Consider the following 19,906-nt stretch of genomic DNA (forward strand, 5'->3'; position numbering starts at 1 on the left):
TTTCAAATTTTTGAATCTATTTCTGATTACTTGATAAAAGCGGGTAAAACTCTTGTTGCAGTAACTGATACAGGATCATCTACTTCTCGATGAGTAGTAGTTACAATAACTAGATCTAGTTCCTCAATCACGATAATTGTTTGTCCACTACCACCTCTGGCAGCTTTGCTTAGATAGCTTTTTCCTTTTATAGATAGATCTGCTTGCCACCAGAAATATCCATAAGCAGTACCCGATACTCCACTATTTATATCATCATATTCTTCACTTTGATCCACAATCTTACTCGTGGCTCTTTCGATAAAGGCCTCTGGTATGAGTTGTTCTCCTTTCCATTTGCCTTTGTTGATGGCAAGAATTCCCCACTTCATCATATCACGAGATATCATACTGGAACGGCTTCCTGCCTTAGGTAAACCGTTTATATCTGTTTGCCAATCATAATTGGAAATTCCCATTTTATCAAGAAGCTCTTTTCTGATAAAATCTTTGGCTGTTCCTGGGACAACAGCCTCTATTACTTGCATTACTAATCTTGGATCGTCTTTGTAATTAAATACTTGAGATAGAGAAGTAATAGGTGTAGTGTTTTCGAGAAATACTTGAANATGCTTTTGTCCTTTTATCGCATACTGATCTTTCTCTAATTCTTCTCTTTTTTCTTTACTGATATCAATACCAGAACGCATTGTCAATGCCTGATGTAGAGTAATCTTTTCTGCACCTCTAGCAAATTTGGTTGGATCCAGATCTTTAAAAAAGCTGACGATTGGTTTATCCAAGTCAGCCATGGTCAAATAGCCTAACTGAATAGCACGACCCAATGCCATGCTCGTGTAGGTCTTGGTGGCTGATGCTTGGGGATGAGGCAAGTTGATACGACCACGCCTGTAATAAGATTCAAAAATGAGCTTGTTCTTATGAGCAATAAGAAAACTATCAAACCTACCATGCTTATGGTTTGCAATCTCTTCCGCTAGGTTTAGAATTATCTTCTTATCTCCTCCATCCTTACCTAATTCACCTACGACAATTCCGTCTTTTCTATCCTCCGGAGCTTTATTGATAAACGCTTTATTGAGTTGTGGGATATCAATAAATGAGTGCTCAGTGTTACTATTTGTAACATGATTCATCAGAGATGACAACCATGTAGCACTACGTACTACTGTCATTGGGAAAGCCGTTTGATGACTACCATCAATAACTTCATTTATTACGGACAAACCTCTATCTTTTCTATTACTTAATAAACTAATAAATTTCTGGATAGGTTGGGTCACTTTCTCTTTTTCTAATGAGCCATACGAAATGAAAACATTGGCATTTAGACTAGTATTTCTATTACCGCTTTCAAAAGGTCCAAATTTAGTATTTAGTTCAGATAAATAATCCAGTTCATTTTTAACCGTTGGACTACCAATAATGTAATTGTTAAAGGTGTCAGGTTGCGCTAATAATATATATGCACCAAATTCACCACTCAGTGAATACCCAAAATAAGTACGACTATTTGTATCGGTTCGATAGGTATTGTCAACATATTTAATTACATCATTGCGAATAAAGTCCAAATGTGTTTTAGCTTGTCCCGGTTGATATTTTTTTTGAATCTCAGGATTACTATGCTTGCTTATCGAGTAATCTCTGAACCGACTCACGTGGGCTCCAACTTCATTTTTTAGGGCTGAGTTGATATCTAATTGCCAAGAAATACCAACTAGAATAACATCTTCTAAGATGTATTCTTGGCAGGCGGATAGCATTTCAAGATGCCACATAGCATCCGTATAATAAAGGACTGGATACGTTTTGTTATTGTTCTCAGAGTAATCTTCTGGCAACTCTATATACAATTCATAGTTTCTTTCTGTCTTTGTATCTTTTATTGGAACAACCTGAATTTGTGGTGATTCTAAGGAAGAGATTTTTACATTAGATGTTAATTCTTTTACATTGTTTTCCTGTGCAAAACCACTAATTGTAAGTAAAAGAAATAGTACTGTGCAGTTTTTCATGGTTTGTATTGTTATAGAGATTTATTAATGAAATTTATCCTCTTTCTTGGAAGTACATTTCATTCATTTTTTTGTTAATTCCTTAAGCTGTTGCTTGGCATGGTTATTTTGAGGATTTAACTCAAGGGATTTAGAATAATTTAAAATGGCCAGATCTGTTTCTCCCACTTTCTTACAAGCTTCTGCATAACTGTTATACACCCTAAAACTATTGGGATAAAGTATCGTATTCACTTTGAAAGTGTTTAGTGATAATTTCATTCTATCCTCACGGAAAAAACTATATCCCAGATCGTTTAAATAGTCTTCAGTAACTGTAAGATAAGTTGGATCGTGTTCTTTTAAATACTTATAAGTATTAAGTGCTCTTTCAAAATTACCTTCAAGAAGGAATTCTATAGGCTCTTTTTTATTAGCATCAACCATAACAAAAGTTGAAGCAATTGTTTCATCATTTCTATTCAGGTGAAGTAAATCGAACGTTTCGTTTTCAGAATTTGGTCTAAATTGAATCAATTGACTAGAGTTTCTTCTAGCAAAACTATTATCTGAGATTTTAACTAGTTCTTCTGCTTGCAGGTCAAGTACATTTTTATAGAAGAGTTGATTGTCCTTTTGAAAAACTTCTACAATTCTACCATTCGACATGTATCTACCGATAGTGTTATCAATGAAAGATTGTTCAATTTCCATTTTTTCATATATAGGGAAATAATTATCCCAGTCATAAGAAAGAGCAACAGATCGAAACACTTCAAAAACAAAGGCCGGAAGAGGCGTATTAGTTAACACAACTACTCCGTATCCATTGTCTTTATTCGCTGTCATCCTACTATAAAACCCTGTACTCCATCCGTGGTGTTCAAAGTAGGTTTCATCTTTTTTATTGTAAATTGAAAAGCCTAGTCCATATTGTCCATAACGGTTTTTTGCAAAAGGTGTTAACATTAATTCTGTCATATCCTTTGATAATCCATTGGTGTTAGAATTATTATCTTTTAGGGTTTGCTGTATGCTGACTACAAATTTTGCAAGATCTTCGGCTGTTGTCCATAATCCATTTGAAGCCAATTCTGGATAGACATGTCTTTTTCCTTTTACCATAGAACCATCTCGCAAATAACCTGTTGCTACATTCTTTAATTGCTCATTGTTAAGGGATTGACTAAAACTACTATTATTCATTTCTAAAGGCTGTAGGACTAACTCATTCATGATATTTGGAAATTCCTTATTCTCCATATCCATCATCATTTGCTGAATAATCGTATAACCGCCAGCAGAAATCCAAAGACTTTCATCAACTGCTTTATCCACTATGACAGGACCTGAATTGGCTGGAGGAGTTCCATTTAACACCTCTATAAGTGTGGGCACCTTTAAATCAGTACTATACCCAGAAAAGTCGTGTACATTTATTCCAGCGGAATGACTCAAAAGATTTTTTATAGTGACTTTCTTTTCTTTGGTAAACTCACTATCAGGCAGTTTCCAGGATTTTAAATAGCTATTAATGTCTTCGTTTAAAGTTACTTTATTTTGGTCTACCAGACGTAAAGCGCCATACGCAGTTAAGGACATACCAATTGTTGACACCTGGAAAAGTGTTTTGTCTGTCACTGGAATTTTACTTTCTTTATCTAGGATGCCATATCCTTTTGCCCATTCTACCTTACCATTATTTATTACAGCAATGCTAACACCTGGAATGCCATAGTGTTTCATTCGTTCTTCTATAGACCACGTTGAATCTCCCTTGATATGCACCCGAGTTGTGAGACTATTTTCTACCTTTTTAATTAAATCTATTGCCGTATCGGTATTTGACTTTTCCTCACATGATTGAAAAAGAATTAGGATCATGAGAGTTGTGATAATATTTTTATTTCTATTCATTTTTGTTTTAATTCTTCTCTTTATAATGACCTTATTCACCTTTTTGTAGTTCCTGAAGTCGTTGCCTGGCACGGTTATTTTCAGGATTTAATTCAAGTGATTTATTGTAATTCAAAATTGCCAGATCTGTTTCTCCTGCTTTCTTACAAGCTTCCGCATAACTATCATACACCTTAAAACTATTGGGATATAGCATCATATTCAGTTTGAAAGTGTTAAGAGACAGTTTCATTCGATGGTCATGATAGAAACGATAACCCACATCATTTATGTAGTCTTCAGTAATTGCAGGATGATCAGGACTCTGTTCTTTTAAGGTTTTATAGGCATTTAGCGCTTTTTCAAAATCACCTTCAAGAAGGAATTCTACAGGATCTTTTATATCGCTATCCACTTTGGTAATTGTTGAAGTTATAGATCTATCATTTCTATTTATATAGAACATATTGATCTGTCCATTTTGAGCATCTGGTTTGAATTGAATGAATCGACTGGAATTTCTTCTCACAAAAAGGCTATCTGAAACTTTGATGAGCTCATCGCCGTCTACATCAAGTATATCTTTTGTAAATAGTTGATTTCCTTTTTCAAAAACTTCTATGATTGTATTATTTAATTTATACCTACCGGTAATTTTATCTATTATAGACCGTTCAATTTCCACTTTTTTATGTACTGGAAGGTAATTATCCCAATGATATGATTGAGCAACAGCACGGATCACCTCTGCATTAAATTCTGGAAAGGTAGAATTGGTCATTACAACCACACCATACCCTTTGTCTCTATGGGCCATAATCTCAGCATAAAAACCTGTATTCCATCCGTGATGTCTTAAGTAGATATCATCATTTTTATTTATAAGCTGAAACCCTAACCCCAATGTAAATGACCAACTAGGATTACTCACTCCATAGGGTTTCCCCATTAATTCAGTCAGATCTTTTGATAATCCTTTAGTAGACTTACCGTTTAAGGTTTGCTGTACATTGGTTATAAATTTTGCATAATCCTCAGCGGTTGTCCATAATCCATCAGAAGCCATTGATGGATGGACCTTCCCTCTACCTTTGACCATGGAACCATCTTGCAAATAACCCGTTGCCCTTCTTTTCAATAACTCTGGAGTTAGTGATTGATTAAAAGTACTGTTGTTCATTTCTAAAGGTTCCAACACTAATTCATTCATGATTTCTGAGAATGTTCTACCATCAACATCTAGCATCATTTGCTGAATGGGTACATAACTAGCATAGGCAAAACGAACACTTTCATCAGGTTCTTTGTTTGTGGTAATTGGTTCATTAATAGCTGGGTAAGTTCCATTAAGTATCTCGACAAGTGTTGGAATTTTGTCATCTATACTATAGGATCCAGTTCCTCGAGGATATATTCCTGCAGAATGATTTAAAAGATTTTTTATAGTAACCTTCTTTTCTTTAGTAAATTCATTTTCTGGTACTTTCCAGGATTTTAGGTAACTGTTAATATTTTCGTCTAAGTTTAGCTTATTTTTTTCTACAAGACGTAACGCACCATAGGCTGTTACTGGCATCGTAGTTGCCGCTGCCTGGAAAAGAGTATGCTTTGTTACAGGTGCTTTACTTTCTTTATCTTGGATTCCATAGCCCTTTGCCCATGCAATTTTTCCATTATGAATTACAGCAATACTAACACCAGGAATTCCATAGTGTTTCATACGTTTTTCTATAGACCACGTAGAGTCCCCTTCGATATGTACACGAGTTGTGAGACCATTTTCTACCTTTTTGATTGCATCAATGTTGGTATCAGTATTTGATTGTGAAGTACATGATTGAAAAAGAAATAGCATGAAAAGTAAATGGATCATATTTTTCATATTTTCTACCGTAGGTGTATTCATAATGTCGTTTTAGATTTTACTTCTCACAAAGGATGTTTTTTTATCTCATTTATATAAGCTAAACTTTGTCAACGGCTCCATGTTCTAATGAACTGCTCCAATAGGGCTTTAGATAATGATTATCTTGCGTCAATAAAACCGGACAAAATGAATATGAGATTACTCTCCTACTTTCTTTTGGTAAGTATTATGTTATTGGTAACTGCTTGCTCTCAAAACCCTGTGTTTATAGAGTATCAAACGCTATCCAAAATAGGAGATCAGCCTGAATGGGCTACTAAAGATTGGAATGATAATAATTGGGATAAAAAAAAGGCAGTATTATCATCGGGAGAGGTATATTGGACACGAACTCCAATCGATATTTTGCAAGCTCCAGAGCCCTTACATCCATATGCAATCCGTCCCTATATATATGGAGAATATGAAGTCTTTTGGGATGGGGTGTTGATTGGAAAAAATGGAAACCCTGGAAAAGAAGAAATATTAGGGCCTGAAGGAGAAATGTTAACCACGTTTATCATTCCCGCTCATTTGACTGAAGTAGGCGAACATATGCTAGCCATAAGATCCAGTATTTATCATTTCCCAGACCATGTGGGTATGCGAGTAGATATTGCTAATTATGATGAATTGTTAACCGAAAGACTCATTGAGACTTCTTATATGCACATTTTTGCCGGTGCTTTTCTAATCGCTTCAATCTACTTTCTTTTCCTGTTCTTAGGTAATAAAAAAGAATACCCTATGCTTATTTTTAGTATTAGCTGTTTCCTCTTTTTTGTCTTAAATCTTGCAGAATTTATTACCACTTATGTTCCGATTCATTACGCATATCATCATATACGTTTGGAAACCAAAGCCGCTTTGATGTTTGGGATCTCTTTTTTGATTCCACTCTATTTCTCTAAACAATTTCCATTTCCTAAGCGAAAAGTCTTCCTGATTTCTTATGCTATAATTCTGTTGTTTACATTTTTTATAAAACATAACTTCCTTGATTTTACGAGTCGTAACATGGCTTTGATTATGTGGGTGTTCTCTTTTGGGATCGCTATTTTTGGAATATATAAAAGGATGAAAGGTGCGCTACTCATAATGCTTACCTTATTGATATCCTTACTGATCAATTTTATCATTTCTTTTCAAGTTGGTATTTTCATAGGATTTAGTATTATTCTACTCGGAATGTTTTACTTGCTTTCTCTCAGAATTAAAGAACAAAGATTAGCATATGAAACTTCCTTGGTACAATCCACTCGTTTACGTTTGGCATTACTCAAAAAGAATATTCAACCGCATTTCTTAATGAATACATTGACTTCATTGATAGATTGGATAGAAGAAACACCCAAAAAAGGAGTATTGTTCATTGAAGCACTTGCCAAGGAATTCGATCTTTTTAACCAAATAGAAAATAAAACTCTGATTCCTATCGCTCAAGAAATTGCGCTTTGCCGATCACATCTTGAAATCATGGAATATCGTAAAGAAATTGACTATTCATGGCAAGATAAAGGTATAGAGTTTGATGAGACCATACCACCCGGAATTTTACATACATTGTTAGAAAATGGCATTACTCATAGTTTACCAAAAAGTGATAATCGTATCGATTTTAAATTAATTTTTGAATCGAATGATGATTACAAATCCTATACTTTTTTGACCTTCGCAGAAATAATCAAAGAAAGAAAAAATAAGAGAGAAGATGGTACAGGTTTAAAATATGTCAAAGCCAGATTGACTGAAAGTTATCAAGAAAAATGGGAGTTTACTTCTGAACCAGTAGATCATGGTTGGAAAAACACCATAAAAATTTATTCGTAGAAAGATGCATATTTTAATAGTAGAAGACGAATCAAGAATTGCCAAAAGAATTGAACGAATGACTCGTGATATTTTTGGTGATGATTTACAATCCATAAAGCGTATTAATACGCTGCATGAAGCATTAAAATATATTGAAAATAATACATTGGATTTGGTACTCCTAGATTTAAACCTCAATGGCGAAAGCGGTTTCGATCTACTCACAACAGCAGTTTCAAAATCGTTTCATACCGTTATTATTTCTGCTTATAAGGATCAAGCTATTACTGCTTTCGAATATGGAGTAATCGATTTTGTACCAAAACCTTTTAATAGAGATCGGTTAGAACAAGCTTTACATCGAGCTATCACTCAAGAAAAAATAAGATCTAATACTATTAAATTTTTAGCAGTAAAAAAGAGAAATAAAGTGCAACTCATACCTATTGAAGATGTATTGTATATCAAAGGAGCTGGTACATATACTGAACTTTTTCTTACAGATGGAAAAAAAGAATTGCATGATAAGTCACTTGAAAAGTTAGAGCAACTATTATCTTTTTCTTTTGAACGTATTCATAAATCCTATTTAATGAAGATGTCTGAGATCAATGAAATTATTGTAGAATCCGGTAGCAAGTATATGGCGGAACTTAAAAACGGTGAATTGATACCTATTGGGAGAACCAAATACAAGGATATAAAAGCTAAATGGTTTTAAAAATGAAGGCACTAGTTTTAGGGCGAAGTGTTTCTATAATCCGAGCATCTGCCCAAAATATATCGATATCGGCGTATGGATCTTCAGCTGTTGAGTTAACAACTCTAACAAAAAACAAGTACTTCCCATCTGGTGTTACTTTTGGTCCTGCTTCATAGGCTTCTGTATTTATCTTGTCTCCCATATTAATAGAAGCCCCCCAAGTACCATCTTTCTGTCGAAAACTGATATATAGGTCAACATTTCCAAATCCACTATCTTTGATACCATCCCAAATCATATAAGACTCATCTGGAGCTATAAAGGGATGAGAATTTCTTGTTCCACTGTTAATATTTTTACCAAATAATCTTGGGGCTTCACGCTTGCCATTGATCAATCGAGAATATCTAAGAAGCCCACTGTCATCTGCGCGTCTTTCGTCAAAAACATAAGTTCCTTTTGATGAAACCGAAAGACTCATAATGTCTATTTCTTCAAAAGGATCACCAAGGTTTCTTGTGTCTGACCAACCAGTAGCTGTTCGCTCTTTATAACGTTTTCCTACATGCATAGTTTCTCCATTTGGAGCAAAGAAAGGATAGTAAACTTTAGAATTAGTAGTTTCAGACCATTGATTGTTTTCTAGTTTGTAAATGACAGATTCATATCTCTGGTTATCAAGACGCTTTCTAATAAAATGAAACTCATTCATGTTATGTGTAAAGACACCACCATCTTCAACACCTTTAGTAGTTATAATACCAGGAGCAAAAGGTTCTGGTGTTAAGCCTGGCGGTTTTTGACCAAGGTAAGGACCTTCAATATTTATAGTGGAAATATTGTTATCTTTTTTAGGTCTAAGGTTTTCAATCACTTGTGCATCTACCCAGTAAACATCAACATTTTCATACTTATCTGAACCCACGTTCCTATTAAAAATAAGGTACTTGCCGTCTGGTGTTACGCTAGCTCCAGCTTCCCATGCAGCGGTATTGATCTGATCTCCCATATTAATAGCTTCACCCCAAGAACCATCTTCTTGTTTAAAGCTTATATAGATATCAGAATGACCATATCCATCCTCTCTTCGACCATCCCAAATAAGATAGGATTCATCGGGTGCAATAAAGGGATGCGCATTCATTTTTCCAGTATTGATTTGCTTCCCAAAGTCTTTAGGTGTTTCACGTTTTCCATTAATCAATCTTGAATAACGAATTACTCCATCGCCATCAGGCATACCTATTTCATCAAAAACATACATCCCTTTTGAAGAAGTAGTAAGTCGCATAATCTTTATTTCTTGGAAAGCAGTGTCTAGCTTTTTAATCTCTGACCATTCACCATTTTCTGTACGCTCTTTATATCGTCTACCTAAGTGCATGGTCTTGCCATCTGGAGAAATAAAAGGCTGCCCTACTCTTTTGGATACTACTCGTTCTTGCCATGATTTGTTTTTATATTCAAAAACAACGAATTCCATATCCGTATCAGGACCATGATCTCTGATAAAATAAAATGATTTCATATCAGGTGTAAAGGTGCCACATACTTCCCAGTTACTTGTAGTAACTAAACCTGGAGCAAAAGGCTCTGGTATTAAACCTGGTGGTTTTTGACCAAGATATGGGTTTTCCATAGTAAGACCAGTATCATTATTTTTTGTTGTACGCTTAAGTTTTTCTGACTCCTTGCTGGAAGATTTGTTTTGACAAGCGTATAGAATTGGTATTGTTACCAATATCAAAATGTAATATGCTTTTTTCATTATTTTTTGTTTTTAATCATACCATTAGATTTCACTTTAGTGTAATCTCTTTTTATTTTTTTTATCAGTGCTTCAATAAATTCAGTGTAGCATATAGGACATAAATTATTTTGTATTGTCAGAAGCAACTCTAAATCCAAAATAGTCGTATACCTCACCATTAAAAGCACTCCCATATCGATAAGCGACGGTACAAAATTTTGAACCAAGTAACCAACCACCTCCACGTATGACTCTACGATCTCCTGTCGTTTCGCCCTTAGGGTTGTTTTTAGGACTATTTTCATAATAATCTGAACCATATCTATCCATACACCACTCCCAGGCATTACCACTCATATCATAGAGTCCTAATTTGTTGGCTTTTTTACTAGCTACAGGATGCACCTTTTTTTCGGCATTATTGCCGTACCAACCTAGTTCATCAATATTATTTCCACCACTATATTTATATCCTTTAGAGTCATTTCCACCGCGAGCGGCATACTCCCATTCTGCTTCATATGGGAGTCGTATTTTTTTACCTAATTGTTCAGAAAGCCATTGTGTATAATTCATAGCTTCTTGCCAACTCACATTTACTATGGGATGTTTATCTTTCCAACCCCAATTTGGTTCTTTGGGCATTTTAGCACCTGTAGCTTCACAATACGCTCGATATTGTGCTACCGTCACTTCTGATTTACTGATTGCAAAACTCTTTAGAGTAACTTTATGAGTCGGTCGTTGGTCTTTATTGCTAATACCCCATTCATCTCCCATTATAAAAGTTCCTCCCTCTACAGCTACCAATGTTGGTAGGTTTTGATTTAAATTTGTGGTTTTTAACCAAGCCTGTCCCCCTGCATTTTCTATAAGTTTCTTTGCATCAGAGCCATCACTATTCATAATATAAATATCACTATTCCAATCTTTATCCTGTGATGTATATAGGATTTTAGAACCGTCTGGTGACCAAGTTGGTGTAGAATCTCTAAAATCTTCATTAAACGTCAATCGCTTTTGATCAGAACCATTAATATTCATACGATAGATTTCATGATTTCCATCTCTGTTAGACATAAAAACGATGTGTTTCCCATCTGCAGAAACTTCGGGATGCCAATCCTCTGAATCGTTATTGGTTAACTTTATAAGATTACTCCCATCTATATTAACAATACAAATTTCACTGGTTTTGGTTTTAGAATGAAAGACAATCCTTCCATCAGGAGTAAAATGTGGAGCTCCTCCATTTATTGATTGTATTTGCTTTTGATTACTACCATCTGCATTCATTAACCAAATTTCTTCTTGCCATATTCCTGCCGTATTATTATATGCTCGTCCAAAAGCGATTTTCYTTCCATCTGGAGACCAAGCTGGAGCACTATCCCATTTGTTTTTGGCATGTGTTAGTCGTTTTCTATTTGTTCCATCTATGCTCATAGTATGTATGGACCATGTTTTTCTTCCATTGTGATAGGCGTAGCAGGCGATACGTTTTCCATCAGGAGACCATGCTGCATATCCATCATTTCCTTCGCGATTTGTAATTTTTGTTTTTGAAGTTCCTGTAGTATCAGTTAGATAGATTTCTCCGTCACCTGATGCCTTTGATGAATAGGCAATCGAATAAGATACTGCATCTGGTTTTTGATATTCCTGGCTATATCCTACTTGTACAGTAAGCAAAGCGATAAAGACATAAATAGTTTTTACATAGTTCATAGGTTTACTTTTATATGTATTCTTAATTAACAATACTTGATTTAGTTCTGTCATTCCTTGCTTCACAAGGAATCTCAAATTATCTTTCTAAAAGCTTGATGAGATCCTGAATCAAGTTCAGGATGACATATCTTTGATTATAAGTAATTACAGACATTCAAAACTTTAATCATACTTCAACAAACCTATCAAAATGTATCCCTCAAAAATCCCAAATTAGACCAATGATCACTTTTAACTGCTATAGAGAGCTCATCGACTGAAAATATTCTTCATCTGTATTTAGTAAGAATTGAGCATGAGATGAGTAAGATTCGTCTTTTTTAAAGATGTCCTTTATGCATATTTTATATATTTATGAACTATGGTAAAAAGAAATAACTGGATTGATTGGATTCTTCAAAATAGGGTTATCTCGCACTTGATTTTTTGGGTATTGGTATTTATCAGTTTACCCATATTAGCGGCATTGAATGAAGGTAGTGTAAAGAAGACTGTGATGAGTTCATTCGCTTATTTGCCAGGGCAACTTATAGCTAGTTATTTTTTGGTATACTATCAGGTACCTAAACTTTTATTCAAAAAGAAATACCTACAGTTTGGACTTTCGTTATTAATTTCTATTTATCTTTTGTTAGTGCTTACTAAGTTCTTAAGTGTCAACTTTACCAAAATTTTTGCTCCAGAATATTATAAAGAGAAAAGTTTAGTAGACATTTTATCAGATCCATTTAATCTGGCTGTTGTGTACTTTCCTTCAGTATACGTATTTGTGTTTTTGTTATTCATGATGAAGGCGTTCAAAGATCGTTTGGAAGAACGTCATCAACTTGAGGTTTTACAGAAGGAAAAGGCGAATACAGAACTTAAGTTCTTAAAAGCACAAATTAATCCACATTTCTTATTTAATACTTTGAATAATTTATATTCATTAACCTTAGAAGAATCAGCTGAAAAATCATCTGAAGTTGTTTTAAAACTATCAGACATGTTAGATTATATGTTGTATCAATGTAAAGACCCGGAAGTTCCTTTAAAAAATGAGATTACGTTTATACAAGATTATATAGGTTTAGAATCCTTACGATATGGTGATAAATTGACTTTAGATTTTAGGTATCAACTTCATAATCCTCATGTGATGATTGCCCCTTTAATATTGATATCTTTTATAGAAAATGCTTTTAAACATGGGGCAAGCAATACGCTTGAAGATTCAAAGATTATTATTGAATTAACCACAAATCAAGATCAATTATATTTTACAATTACCAATTCCTTACCTTCTGATGAAGAAATCGGAATATCAAATGAATCAAATTCCGGAATTGGAATTTCTAATTCTAAAAGNCAATTAGAGCTTCATTATATCAATAATTATACACTGGAAAGTATCAAAGCGGACAAGAGTTTTCAGGTAGTATTAACGATAAATTTGTAATCATATGAAAATCAAGTGTATGGTCATAGATGATGAGCCGTTAGCAATTAAGGTACTCGAAAAACACATTAAGAAAGTACCTGAATTAGAGCTCGTGGCTTCTTTTGATAATCCAATTCATGCTGGAGATTTTCTTCAAAAGAATTCTGTTGATCTGTTGTTTTTAGATATTCAAATGCCTGTGGTTACTGGGATTGACTTTATAAAAAATACCAATATACAACCTAAAGTAATCTTAACAACTGCTTATAGAGAATACGCCTTAGAAGGATATGAACTCGATATTATAGACTATTTATTAAAACCTATCTCTTTTATTCGATTTTATAAAGCTATCAATAAATATAAAAATTTAACTGCAGCTATACCGCAAAATTCTAACGCACTTGATACTGAAAAGATGGTTGGTCATATTTTTGTGAACGCTAACAAAAGAATGATTCGTGTAGAATTTAATCACATTTTGTATGTGGATAGTATCAAAGATTATGTTAGAATACATACAGGAGATGACACTATTGTTACCAAAGACAAGATCAGTGTATTTCTGCAAAAATTACCTACCCATTTTTTAAGAGTACATCGTTCCTATATTATCAACAAAGAAAAAATCACATCTTTTACTTCAAAAGATATTGTGTTATTAAATGGTATGGAAATACCAATTGGTACTTCTTATAAAGAGGTGATCGAGTTAATTAAAAGTTAACCATCTTATTTTTACTCAAAGTTTTTCGAATTCCCTACAACCAACACTTATATTAATGCTCGTTCTTAAAATAATCGGGTTTCCAGGTTAAACTACCAAAAATGATTTTGAGTTTATCCTTGAATGAGCGACACCTTTTTATATCCTTCCAAATGTTTTTATATTCGATAAAATTGATTTTTATAGGATTATTAGTGTATATGTTTTTAGTTAAACCATATGTAACTTTTTCTTCTTCTCTCTGATAGGTTCCAAACAATCTATCCCAAATTATCAAGAAGCCTCCATAGTTCTTGTCTAAATATTTAGCATTAGAACCGTGATGCACACGATGTACCGATGGTGYATTAAACACCATGTCCAGCCAACCCAATTTGCCAATACGCTCGGTATGAATCCAAGTCTGAAATTGGGCCACGAGTACCAGTCCTATAATTGCTTGAAATGGTGAAAACCCAACCAAAACCATCGGAATTAAAAATATCCATTCAAACAAGCCTTCAACAATACTTAGCCGAAACGAAATCGTTAAATTATAATCTTCAGAAGAATGGTGTACACTATGACTGGCCCATAGAATACGATGTTCATGTTCTAATCGATGCATCCAATAGTAGGTGAAATCAGCCACAAAAAATGCAAGTATCCATGTATATATAGTTAATGGAAATTGATAAAATGTAAAGAAAGAAATGAGTGTTAAAAATATAACGCCAATAGAACCAAGAATTGTTTTTTCCAATAGCTGATTCATAATAAAAATCGAGAAATTAGCTAACGAATCCTTCCAACTTCTTTTTTTGGAGGTGATCAAATCCAATAATACTTCAATAATGATTAATCCTAAATTAAATACAAAAAAATAACCAATAAAGGTCATAATTTCCGATGCTTCAAATAACGATATTAGTTTTGCGAAACTCATAGCTATACATATTTTATTTATAATCTTTATGAAGACAAATGTATCCCTGTTAATTAGCAATAGTATTGCTCCCTATAAATCAAGACAAAGTTTTAGTGTTATTTTTTCTAGATTTCAGGAACTGTTGAAGAAAAAAAATATTTTTGTACTTGTATACATACAAAGTGAAAATAGCAAGTCATTTTAAAACATAGAAAGTACCATAGTTACCTATGAATCTTTTAGACATTTCTCCTTTATTAAGCTCTTTACTTGGATTATTTCTGGGCATCTTTATCATCTCAAGAAAGTCTGGACTAGGATACGATAAAAGGATACGGTATGTATTGAGTGTTTTGGTATTCTTATATACCTACACCTCTTTTGATTATTATTTATTAATTACATTAGATGTTAACAGTATTTTTTCTGGAGGTGCTTATGCATTGTATCATCTTATTGGCCCTCTCTTCTACTACTTTATTTTGTTATTTACCAAAACCGAAATAAGTCTTAAAAAAGGGATTGTCATACTGGTCTGTTATACCGCAATACGATGGATACTCTTTACATTTACCTTAGAATATAATTCTGTAGATGAAATCTTTGCTACTAAAGACATTTATGGTGTTTGGTTTTGGATAGAGATAGAATACATTATTGCCACTGTTGTAAATGTCATATTATTGGTATTGGGGTATTTTAATTTAAAGAACACACCCATATATTTAGAGTTAGATGCCTCTCAAAAACTAAACTATCGTTGGGTGAAGATCTTGATTGTTTTATGTATAACCATTCAAATTATTAGTGGTATTAATACAGTACTAAACACGAACACTCTCGAAAACCTGGAGTTTTATGCCAAAACGGAAACACTATTGTTGGCAGTATTCTTCTTTATTTTAGCCTATTCCATCATGCACTTTCCGGTGTTTGCGTTTACTGGAGCTTTTGAAGATTTACCGGAAGTCACCAAAAAGAAATATGCGAAGTCTTCCCTATCAGACTCTTCAGAGCTTTTTAACCAAATTGAAAGCATAGTACGTGAAGATGAATTATACCTAGATTATGATATAAAACTAAATACTCTTGCAGAGAAACTAGATAAATCTGTACATCATATTTCACAAGCGATTAATGAAAATGCGCAAACAGGTTTTTCAGACTATATTAATAGATATAGAATTGAAGCTGCCAAACCTATGCTACTGGTACCCAAACCAAATACTATTTTTGCCATTGCCCTAGATGTAGGCTTCAATAGTAAAGCTGCTTTTTATACTGCTTTTAGGAAAAACACCAATATGACCCCAACAGAGTTTAAAAAAAATAAGCATGTTATGGGATAATATAAAAAACTGAATACTAGATAATTATAATTCACCAAAGTGTCTTGCCTACAAATCAAGACACTTTTTTTTGTCCAGCATTATAGGGAGAAATGCGAAAGCCAACTTCCAAAAATACTTTTGAGGCATCAATAAAAATTACAAAAAACAAAAATTATGATTATTAAAAAGAGAACTATTGTAATAATATCTTTTATGTTGGTGGGTACCTTTATGTCTCATGCGCAAAACGACAACCCTTTTAAGTTCGGTATAAAAGCAGGTGCTATCCGAAGCGATATCGCAAATAGTAATTCAAAATCTAAGATAGGTCTGGTAGGTGGATTTTTTACACAATATAGGTTCTCTGAAAAGATAGCAATGCGTTCAGAATTATTGTATGGTGCATATGGTGCAAAACCGAGAGGAGCTGACAATATGAATCTGAACTATATTCAGGTACTTCCTTCACTCCTAAAAGTATATCCTACTAACAAACTAGCTGTTGAAACAGGACCTTATGCTAGTTATTTAGTGTCTACCAAAGGTCTGGATAAATCTAATTTTAAAAAATTGGATTATGGTGCAACCTTAGGACTAAGTTATGATATTACTTCACAGTTAGAAATTGAAGCAAGATACAACATGGGGATTCGAGACATTACAAAAACTATTGGAAGGCCAAAGAACAGAGCGATACAAGTAACCCTTTCATACGGCTTCTAAGATTATCTGATGTTTGAGTTTCTAGCGACTCTTTTTTTGCTTTAGCATTTTGTACAGCTAGTCTCATATTCTCCTATCGACAGACTTAAAAAATAAAAAGGCTCCATTCGGTTTGTCACCAAAATATAACACAAAAAACTATATAAAAGCCATGAAGAATCTATATTTGGTATTGTTGTTTCTTTGTTCTGGACTAGTCTCTTTTTCGCAAGAAACGATCGAAGACGAAACAGCTAAGGAGATTTGGTATGACATTTTTAATTTCAGGAAATTATATAGCAACAATTATATAGGTTGGAAAGCAAGTTATATAGGATTTACTGATAGTGATGATGATTTCATTATCCCATTAGAAATATCCTTTGGACAAACCAAAGCTAAACCCCATATACTAGCTCGTAAAGGGTATAAAGTTGCGGATGCCTACAATATCTCACCAGGGTTTAATGGACTCTTAAAGATCCATCCTGGTGTATATCTTGAATTGGGATTAAATGTGCCCATAGGTATTGAAAAACTGGTGAATCTGGAAGATCAAAAATCTCATCGTTTTTTAGTAGGCCTAAGTGCCAATCAAGGGATTAAAATCATTCCTTGGAAAAACTATGGGATTGTTATGGGTATAAGCGTTTTTCAAAATGTACAGACCTCAAGGGTATACAAGACAAATTTTGGATTTGGGCTTGAGTTAGGAGTTAATTTTAGGTGATGAAGCTGTCACACGACCAAGAAGCTTCAGGAGTCGAAGTGTATTGAGTTAGATGTTACTTTTTTGCTAATACAGCATTTTTAACCAGCCATGTTATAGCAATCGAATATCCTATGATTGGAGATAAGCCATACCCTAAAAGAGGAACTGGAAAATTCCCAAAAATAGTGCTGATCAAAACGATAGTAAAGTAAATTCCCAAACTAGTTGCAATTAGTTTGTTGCTTTCTGTTTTAAAAAGAAAAAAAGGTATCGGAAGTAGTATTATGGATATAACTGCAAACATATACAATAAAGTATTTATATTATTAGCCATTGAAAGAATTTCTTCTACATAATCTACAGGTGGTAAATTGTCTATAAAAACCCAAGCTAAAACAGATGCCAATATTGGTACACTTAAAGTGGTATACTGTATATGTTTAGTAATATACTTACTTAAAAGGAATATAGAAGCTATCGAAAAAGCAGTAACTTTAGATGCATCTGGTTGAAAAAATAGTATTGCTATAATTGTTAAAGCTATAAATGCTATGAACCACCAATTTTTATTTTGTAACATCTTTTCTAATTGAATTAATAAAATTGGTAAAACAATGCTACCAATATTCAAATTAACTGGTCCAATAGACAGATACCTATGTACATCACTAACACCACTATCTATAAATGTTAGTAATAATAAGATGATACTAAAAACAATTACGAGTGTATTATTAACTTTTGGGAATTTATTCCATATAAGAATACCACAAGAACAGATACCCACAATTAAGAATATTGTCAAGTTTTGTAACCAAATGATTGATGAAACATCGTTAAAGTACATTGTTAATACTCCCAATATTATGGCTGGCGCCATGAATAGAATTGGTATAATCGGATATAACTTAGGTTTCATGTTTTTAGGAAATATAAGGGTTTCCTTATAAAATGTAGTGAATATAAATCATTAAAATTTATACTTTTAAAATTATAAATATCTTTTAATATTTTTCATTTTTAGGAATTTTAATGTTAGTAAATTTGATTAGATATTCAAAGAGTCTATAAAATTTACCCTCTTCATCAGGATTCCATTTTTCAACTATTTTATAGCCATTATCTGTAGCATACTCTAAATATAAAAATGATCCATCCAAACCAATCTTATCTTCTTTAGATGACATTGCCCAATAGTTACTTTCATTCACAAGTTTTTTAAAGCGGTACCAATTATGTATATCCACCTTCTTCGTATGATTTTTGGTATGCTTGATCATCAATTTTAGAAAATCATTCTCTGATTTTGGAGATAATTCTTTGACAGTATCTTGTGCTTCTTTGCTTACTGCCTCTTTATCTAATTCTTTCCAAGTAAGATAATACTCATTATTATTTCTTATGAAACTAATTATTATTGGATTATGAAAACTTCTTAACCAAGTAAAACGAAATATTTCATCTTTATAAGGTTTATTAAATAATAGAGGTTCTCTCATTGGTTCCATATATAACCCAAGAACGTTGATATTTAATTCTTTTGGTGCATAAGATTGATTTGGATCTAATGGAATATTTTCTTCATTTACTTTTATATCTTCTGAAAAATAGGTTTTTAAATCGCGATGTGACTCTTGACCAAAACCAGAAAAATAGGTTAAAAATAATAGCAGAAAAATTCTAGTCATTCGATTTGATAAAATTCATTGAAGGTATTTAGATAGTTTTAATCTAAATCAAAAGTTGGAGTTACACACGAAATAACTTCATTCTCAAAAGTTGCTCCAACGTATCCATGCCCTCTTCTATAATAAAATTTATACTTCCCGCTTTTTAAATTGGCTTGAATAACCATTAGATTACCATACTTACAAAATGGAGTTTTTAATTTTCCTTTATATGATAGAATTTGATATTCGCCCAGTCCATCAGCAGTATTCCAGGTATAACCTTTTAGAAAATTTGGATCATACCGTATGGTTTCTTGTTCACAACATTCTTCATATTGATATACAATACCGTTTTCTTCCCTTAGATACAACTTCACTACAGTATTATTCTTCCATTTTTGATGAAACTCTATATAAACCTTTCCATCGATTTCTTTAGTTCCTTTTTTGATTTCAGTATAATATGTATCCGCCCAAAATATTTTCTTTTCGTTAAGTGCTAAAGGGAAATAACTTTTATCCTTAGACTCATCACAAAAGTTTTGCCCTTCTTTAAACTGAGCTGTAGCTGTAAAGGATATTATTAAAAGTAGGCTTACAATTATTTTTTTCATTTTGTTATCTACAATAGTTACTATTAGT

General features: G+C 33.2%; 16 protein-coding genes. 7 read left to right on the plus strand and 9 right to left on the minus strand.

From position 1 onward, the window contains the following. Window positions 1-26 precede the first annotated feature (26 nt). The 3 genes from GBO31_RS26380 to GBO31_RS26390 form a co-directional block, all read right to left on the minus strand. Window positions 27-2,018 carry a serine hydrolase gene (locus GBO31_RS26380; RefSeq protein ID WP_219011635.1) on the minus strand — a complete coding sequence of 664 codons (1,992 nt, stop codon included), beginning with the start codon at window positions 2,016-2,018 and terminating at the stop codon, window positions 27-29. Window positions 2,019-2,081: 63 nt separating this feature from the next. Continuing rightward, complete coding sequence (locus tag GBO31_RS26385) at window positions 2,082-3,914, minus strand: serine hydrolase domain-containing protein (protein WP_219011636.1); 1,833 nt, start codon at window positions 3,912-3,914, stop codon at window positions 2,082-2,084. A 31-nt stretch (window positions 3,915-3,945) separates the two neighbouring features. Continuing rightward, window positions 3,946-5,799 (minus strand): serine hydrolase, encoded by a 1,854-nt coding sequence (locus GBO31_RS26390; protein ID WP_219011637.1) that lies wholly within the window; start codon window positions 5,797-5,799, stop codon window positions 3,946-3,948. A 147-nt stretch (window positions 5,800-5,946) separates the two neighbouring features. On the opposite strand from GBO31_RS26390, the gene GBO31_RS26395 reads away from it, so the two are divergent. Both GBO31_RS26395 and GBO31_RS26400 read left to right on the plus strand, forming a co-directional pair. Continuing rightward, complete coding sequence (locus tag GBO31_RS26395) at window positions 5,947-7,629, plus strand: histidine kinase (protein ID WP_219011638.1); 1,683 nt, start codon at window positions 5,947-5,949, stop codon at window positions 7,627-7,629. A 4-nt stretch (window positions 7,630-7,633) separates the two neighbouring features. Continuing rightward, window positions 7,634-8,332: a LytR/AlgR family response regulator transcription factor gene (locus GBO31_RS26400; RefSeq protein WP_219011639.1), complete on the plus strand. Its 699-nt coding sequence runs from the start codon at window positions 7,634-7,636 to the stop codon at window positions 8,330-8,332. On the opposite strand, the gene GBO31_RS26405 is transcribed toward GBO31_RS26400, so the two are convergent. Together GBO31_RS26405 and GBO31_RS26410 are read right to left on the minus strand one after the other, a co-directional pair. After that, window positions 8,319-10,082 (minus strand): hypothetical protein, encoded by a 1,764-nt coding sequence (locus GBO31_RS26405; protein WP_219011640.1) that lies wholly within the window; start codon window positions 10,080-10,082, stop codon window positions 8,319-8,321. The genes GBO31_RS26400 and GBO31_RS26405 overlap by 14 nt on opposite strands. Before the next feature lie 105 nt (window positions 10,083-10,187). Then, entirely contained in the window at window positions 10,188-11,792 is a 1,605-nt protein-coding gene (locus GBO31_RS26410; RefSeq protein ID WP_219011641.1) for an SUMF1/EgtB/PvdO family nonheme iron enzyme, read from the minus strand. Window positions 11,793-12,582: 790 nt separating this feature from the next. Between GBO31_RS26410 and GBO31_RS27425 the strand changes: the two genes are divergently transcribed. Then, entirely contained in the window at window positions 12,583-13,233 is a 651-nt protein-coding gene (locus GBO31_RS27425) for a sensor histidine kinase (RefSeq protein ID WP_429725829.1), read from the plus strand. 4 nt (window positions 13,234-13,237) lie between these two features. After that, window positions 13,238-13,942 (plus strand): LytR/AlgR family response regulator transcription factor, encoded by a 705-nt coding sequence (locus tag GBO31_RS26420; protein WP_219011643.1) that lies wholly within the window; start codon window positions 13,238-13,240, stop codon window positions 13,940-13,942. A 52-nt stretch (window positions 13,943-13,994) separates the two neighbouring features. Here the strand turns inward: GBO31_RS26420 and GBO31_RS26425 are convergent, their stop codons facing one another. Next, a complete protein-coding gene (locus GBO31_RS26425; RefSeq protein ID WP_219011644.1) occupies window positions 13,995-14,867 on the minus strand; it encodes a sterol desaturase family protein in 873 nt (290 codons plus the stop codon). A 212-nt stretch (window positions 14,868-15,079) separates the two neighbouring features. Between GBO31_RS26425 and GBO31_RS26430 the strand changes: the two genes are divergently transcribed. The 3 genes from GBO31_RS26430 to GBO31_RS26440 all read left to right on the plus strand — a co-directional run bounded on the left by GBO31_RS26430 (window position 15,080) and on the right by GBO31_RS26440 (window position 17,612). After that, window positions 15,080-16,198 (plus strand): helix-turn-helix domain-containing protein, encoded by a 1,119-nt coding sequence (locus tag GBO31_RS26430; protein WP_219011645.1) that lies wholly within the window; start codon window positions 15,080-15,082, stop codon window positions 16,196-16,198. A gap of 156 nt (window positions 16,199-16,354) precedes the next feature. Next, complete coding sequence (locus tag GBO31_RS26435) at window positions 16,355-16,903, plus strand: porin family protein (RefSeq protein WP_219011646.1); 549 nt, start codon at window positions 16,355-16,357, stop codon at window positions 16,901-16,903. A 151-nt stretch (window positions 16,904-17,054) separates the two neighbouring features. After that, window positions 17,055-17,612, plus strand: a complete 558-nt coding sequence (locus tag GBO31_RS26440) for a hypothetical protein (RefSeq protein WP_219011647.1) — start codon at window positions 17,055-17,057, stop codon at window positions 17,610-17,612. Between the two features lie 55 nt (window positions 17,613-17,667). Here the strand turns inward: GBO31_RS26440 and GBO31_RS26445 are convergent, their stop codons facing one another. The 3 genes from GBO31_RS26445 to GBO31_RS26455 all read right to left on the minus strand — a co-directional run bounded on the left by GBO31_RS26445 (window position 17,668) and on the right by GBO31_RS26455 (window position 19,878). Further along, the gene (locus GBO31_RS26445; RefSeq protein ID WP_219011648.1) at window positions 17,668-18,513 is read right to left on the minus strand and encodes a hypothetical protein; all 846 of its coding nucleotides are present in this window, start codon (window positions 18,511-18,513) and stop codon (window positions 17,668-17,670) included. An 85-nt stretch (window positions 18,514-18,598) separates the two neighbouring features. Further along, window positions 18,599-19,282, minus strand: coding sequence for a hypothetical protein (locus tag GBO31_RS26450; RefSeq protein ID WP_219011649.1), 684 nt, complete (start codon window positions 19,280-19,282; stop codon window positions 18,599-18,601). 38 nt (window positions 19,283-19,320) lie between these two features. After that, window positions 19,321-19,878: a hypothetical protein gene (locus GBO31_RS26455; protein WP_219011650.1), complete on the minus strand. Its 558-nt coding sequence runs from the start codon at window positions 19,876-19,878 to the stop codon at window positions 19,321-19,323. Between the last annotated feature and the right edge of the window lie 28 nt (window positions 19,879-19,906).

Source organism: Aquimarina litoralis (assembly GCF_019295435.1).
Classification (GTDB): Bacteria; Bacteroidota; Bacteroidia; order Flavobacteriales; family Flavobacteriaceae; genus Aquimarina; species Aquimarina litoralis_A.

What these genes read in the sequence shown, in the direction of transcription:
- GBO31_RS26385 (WP_219011636.1), bottom strand. Translation starts at nt 3,914, where the DNA reads ATGAATAGAAATAAAAATATTATCACAACTCTCATGATCCTAATTCTT.
- GBO31_RS26390 (WP_219011637.1), bottom strand. Translation starts at nt 5,799, where the DNA reads ATGAATACACCTACGGTAGAAAATATGAAAAATATGATCCATTTACTT.
- GBO31_RS26395 (WP_219011638.1), top strand. Translation starts at nt 5,947, where the DNA reads ATGAATATGAGATTACTCTCCTACTTTCTTTTGGTAAGTATTATGTTA.
- GBO31_RS26400 (WP_219011639.1), top strand. Translation starts at nt 7,634, where the DNA reads ATGCATATTTTAATAGTAGAAGACGAATCAAGAATTGCCAAAAGAATT.
- GBO31_RS26405 (WP_219011640.1), bottom strand. Translation starts at nt 10,082, where the DNA reads ATGAAAAAAGCATATTACATTTTGATATTGGTAACAATACCAATTCTA.
- GBO31_RS26420 (WP_219011643.1), top strand. Translation starts at nt 13,238, where the DNA reads ATGAAAATCAAGTGTATGGTCATAGATGATGAGCCGTTAGCAATTAAG.
- GBO31_RS26430 (WP_219011645.1), top strand. Translation starts at nt 15,080, where the DNA reads ATGAATCTTTTAGACATTTCTCCTTTATTAAGCTCTTTACTTGGATTA.
- GBO31_RS26435 (WP_219011646.1), top strand. Translation starts at nt 16,355, where the DNA reads ATGATTATTAAAAAGAGAACTATTGTAATAATATCTTTTATGTTGGTG.
- GBO31_RS26440 (WP_219011647.1), top strand. Translation starts at nt 17,055, where the DNA reads ATGAAGAATCTATATTTGGTATTGTTGTTTCTTTGTTCTGGACTAGTC.
- GBO31_RS26445 (WP_219011648.1), bottom strand. Translation starts at nt 18,513, where the DNA reads ATGAAACCTAAGTTATATCCGATTATACCAATTCTATTCATGGCGCCA.
- GBO31_RS26450 (WP_219011649.1), bottom strand. Translation starts at nt 19,282, where the DNA reads ATGACTAGAATTTTTCTGCTATTATTTTTAACCTATTTTTCTGGTTTT.
- GBO31_RS26455 (WP_219011650.1), bottom strand. Translation starts at nt 19,878, where the DNA reads ATGAAAAAAATAATTGTAAGCCTACTTTTAATAATATCCTTTACAGCT.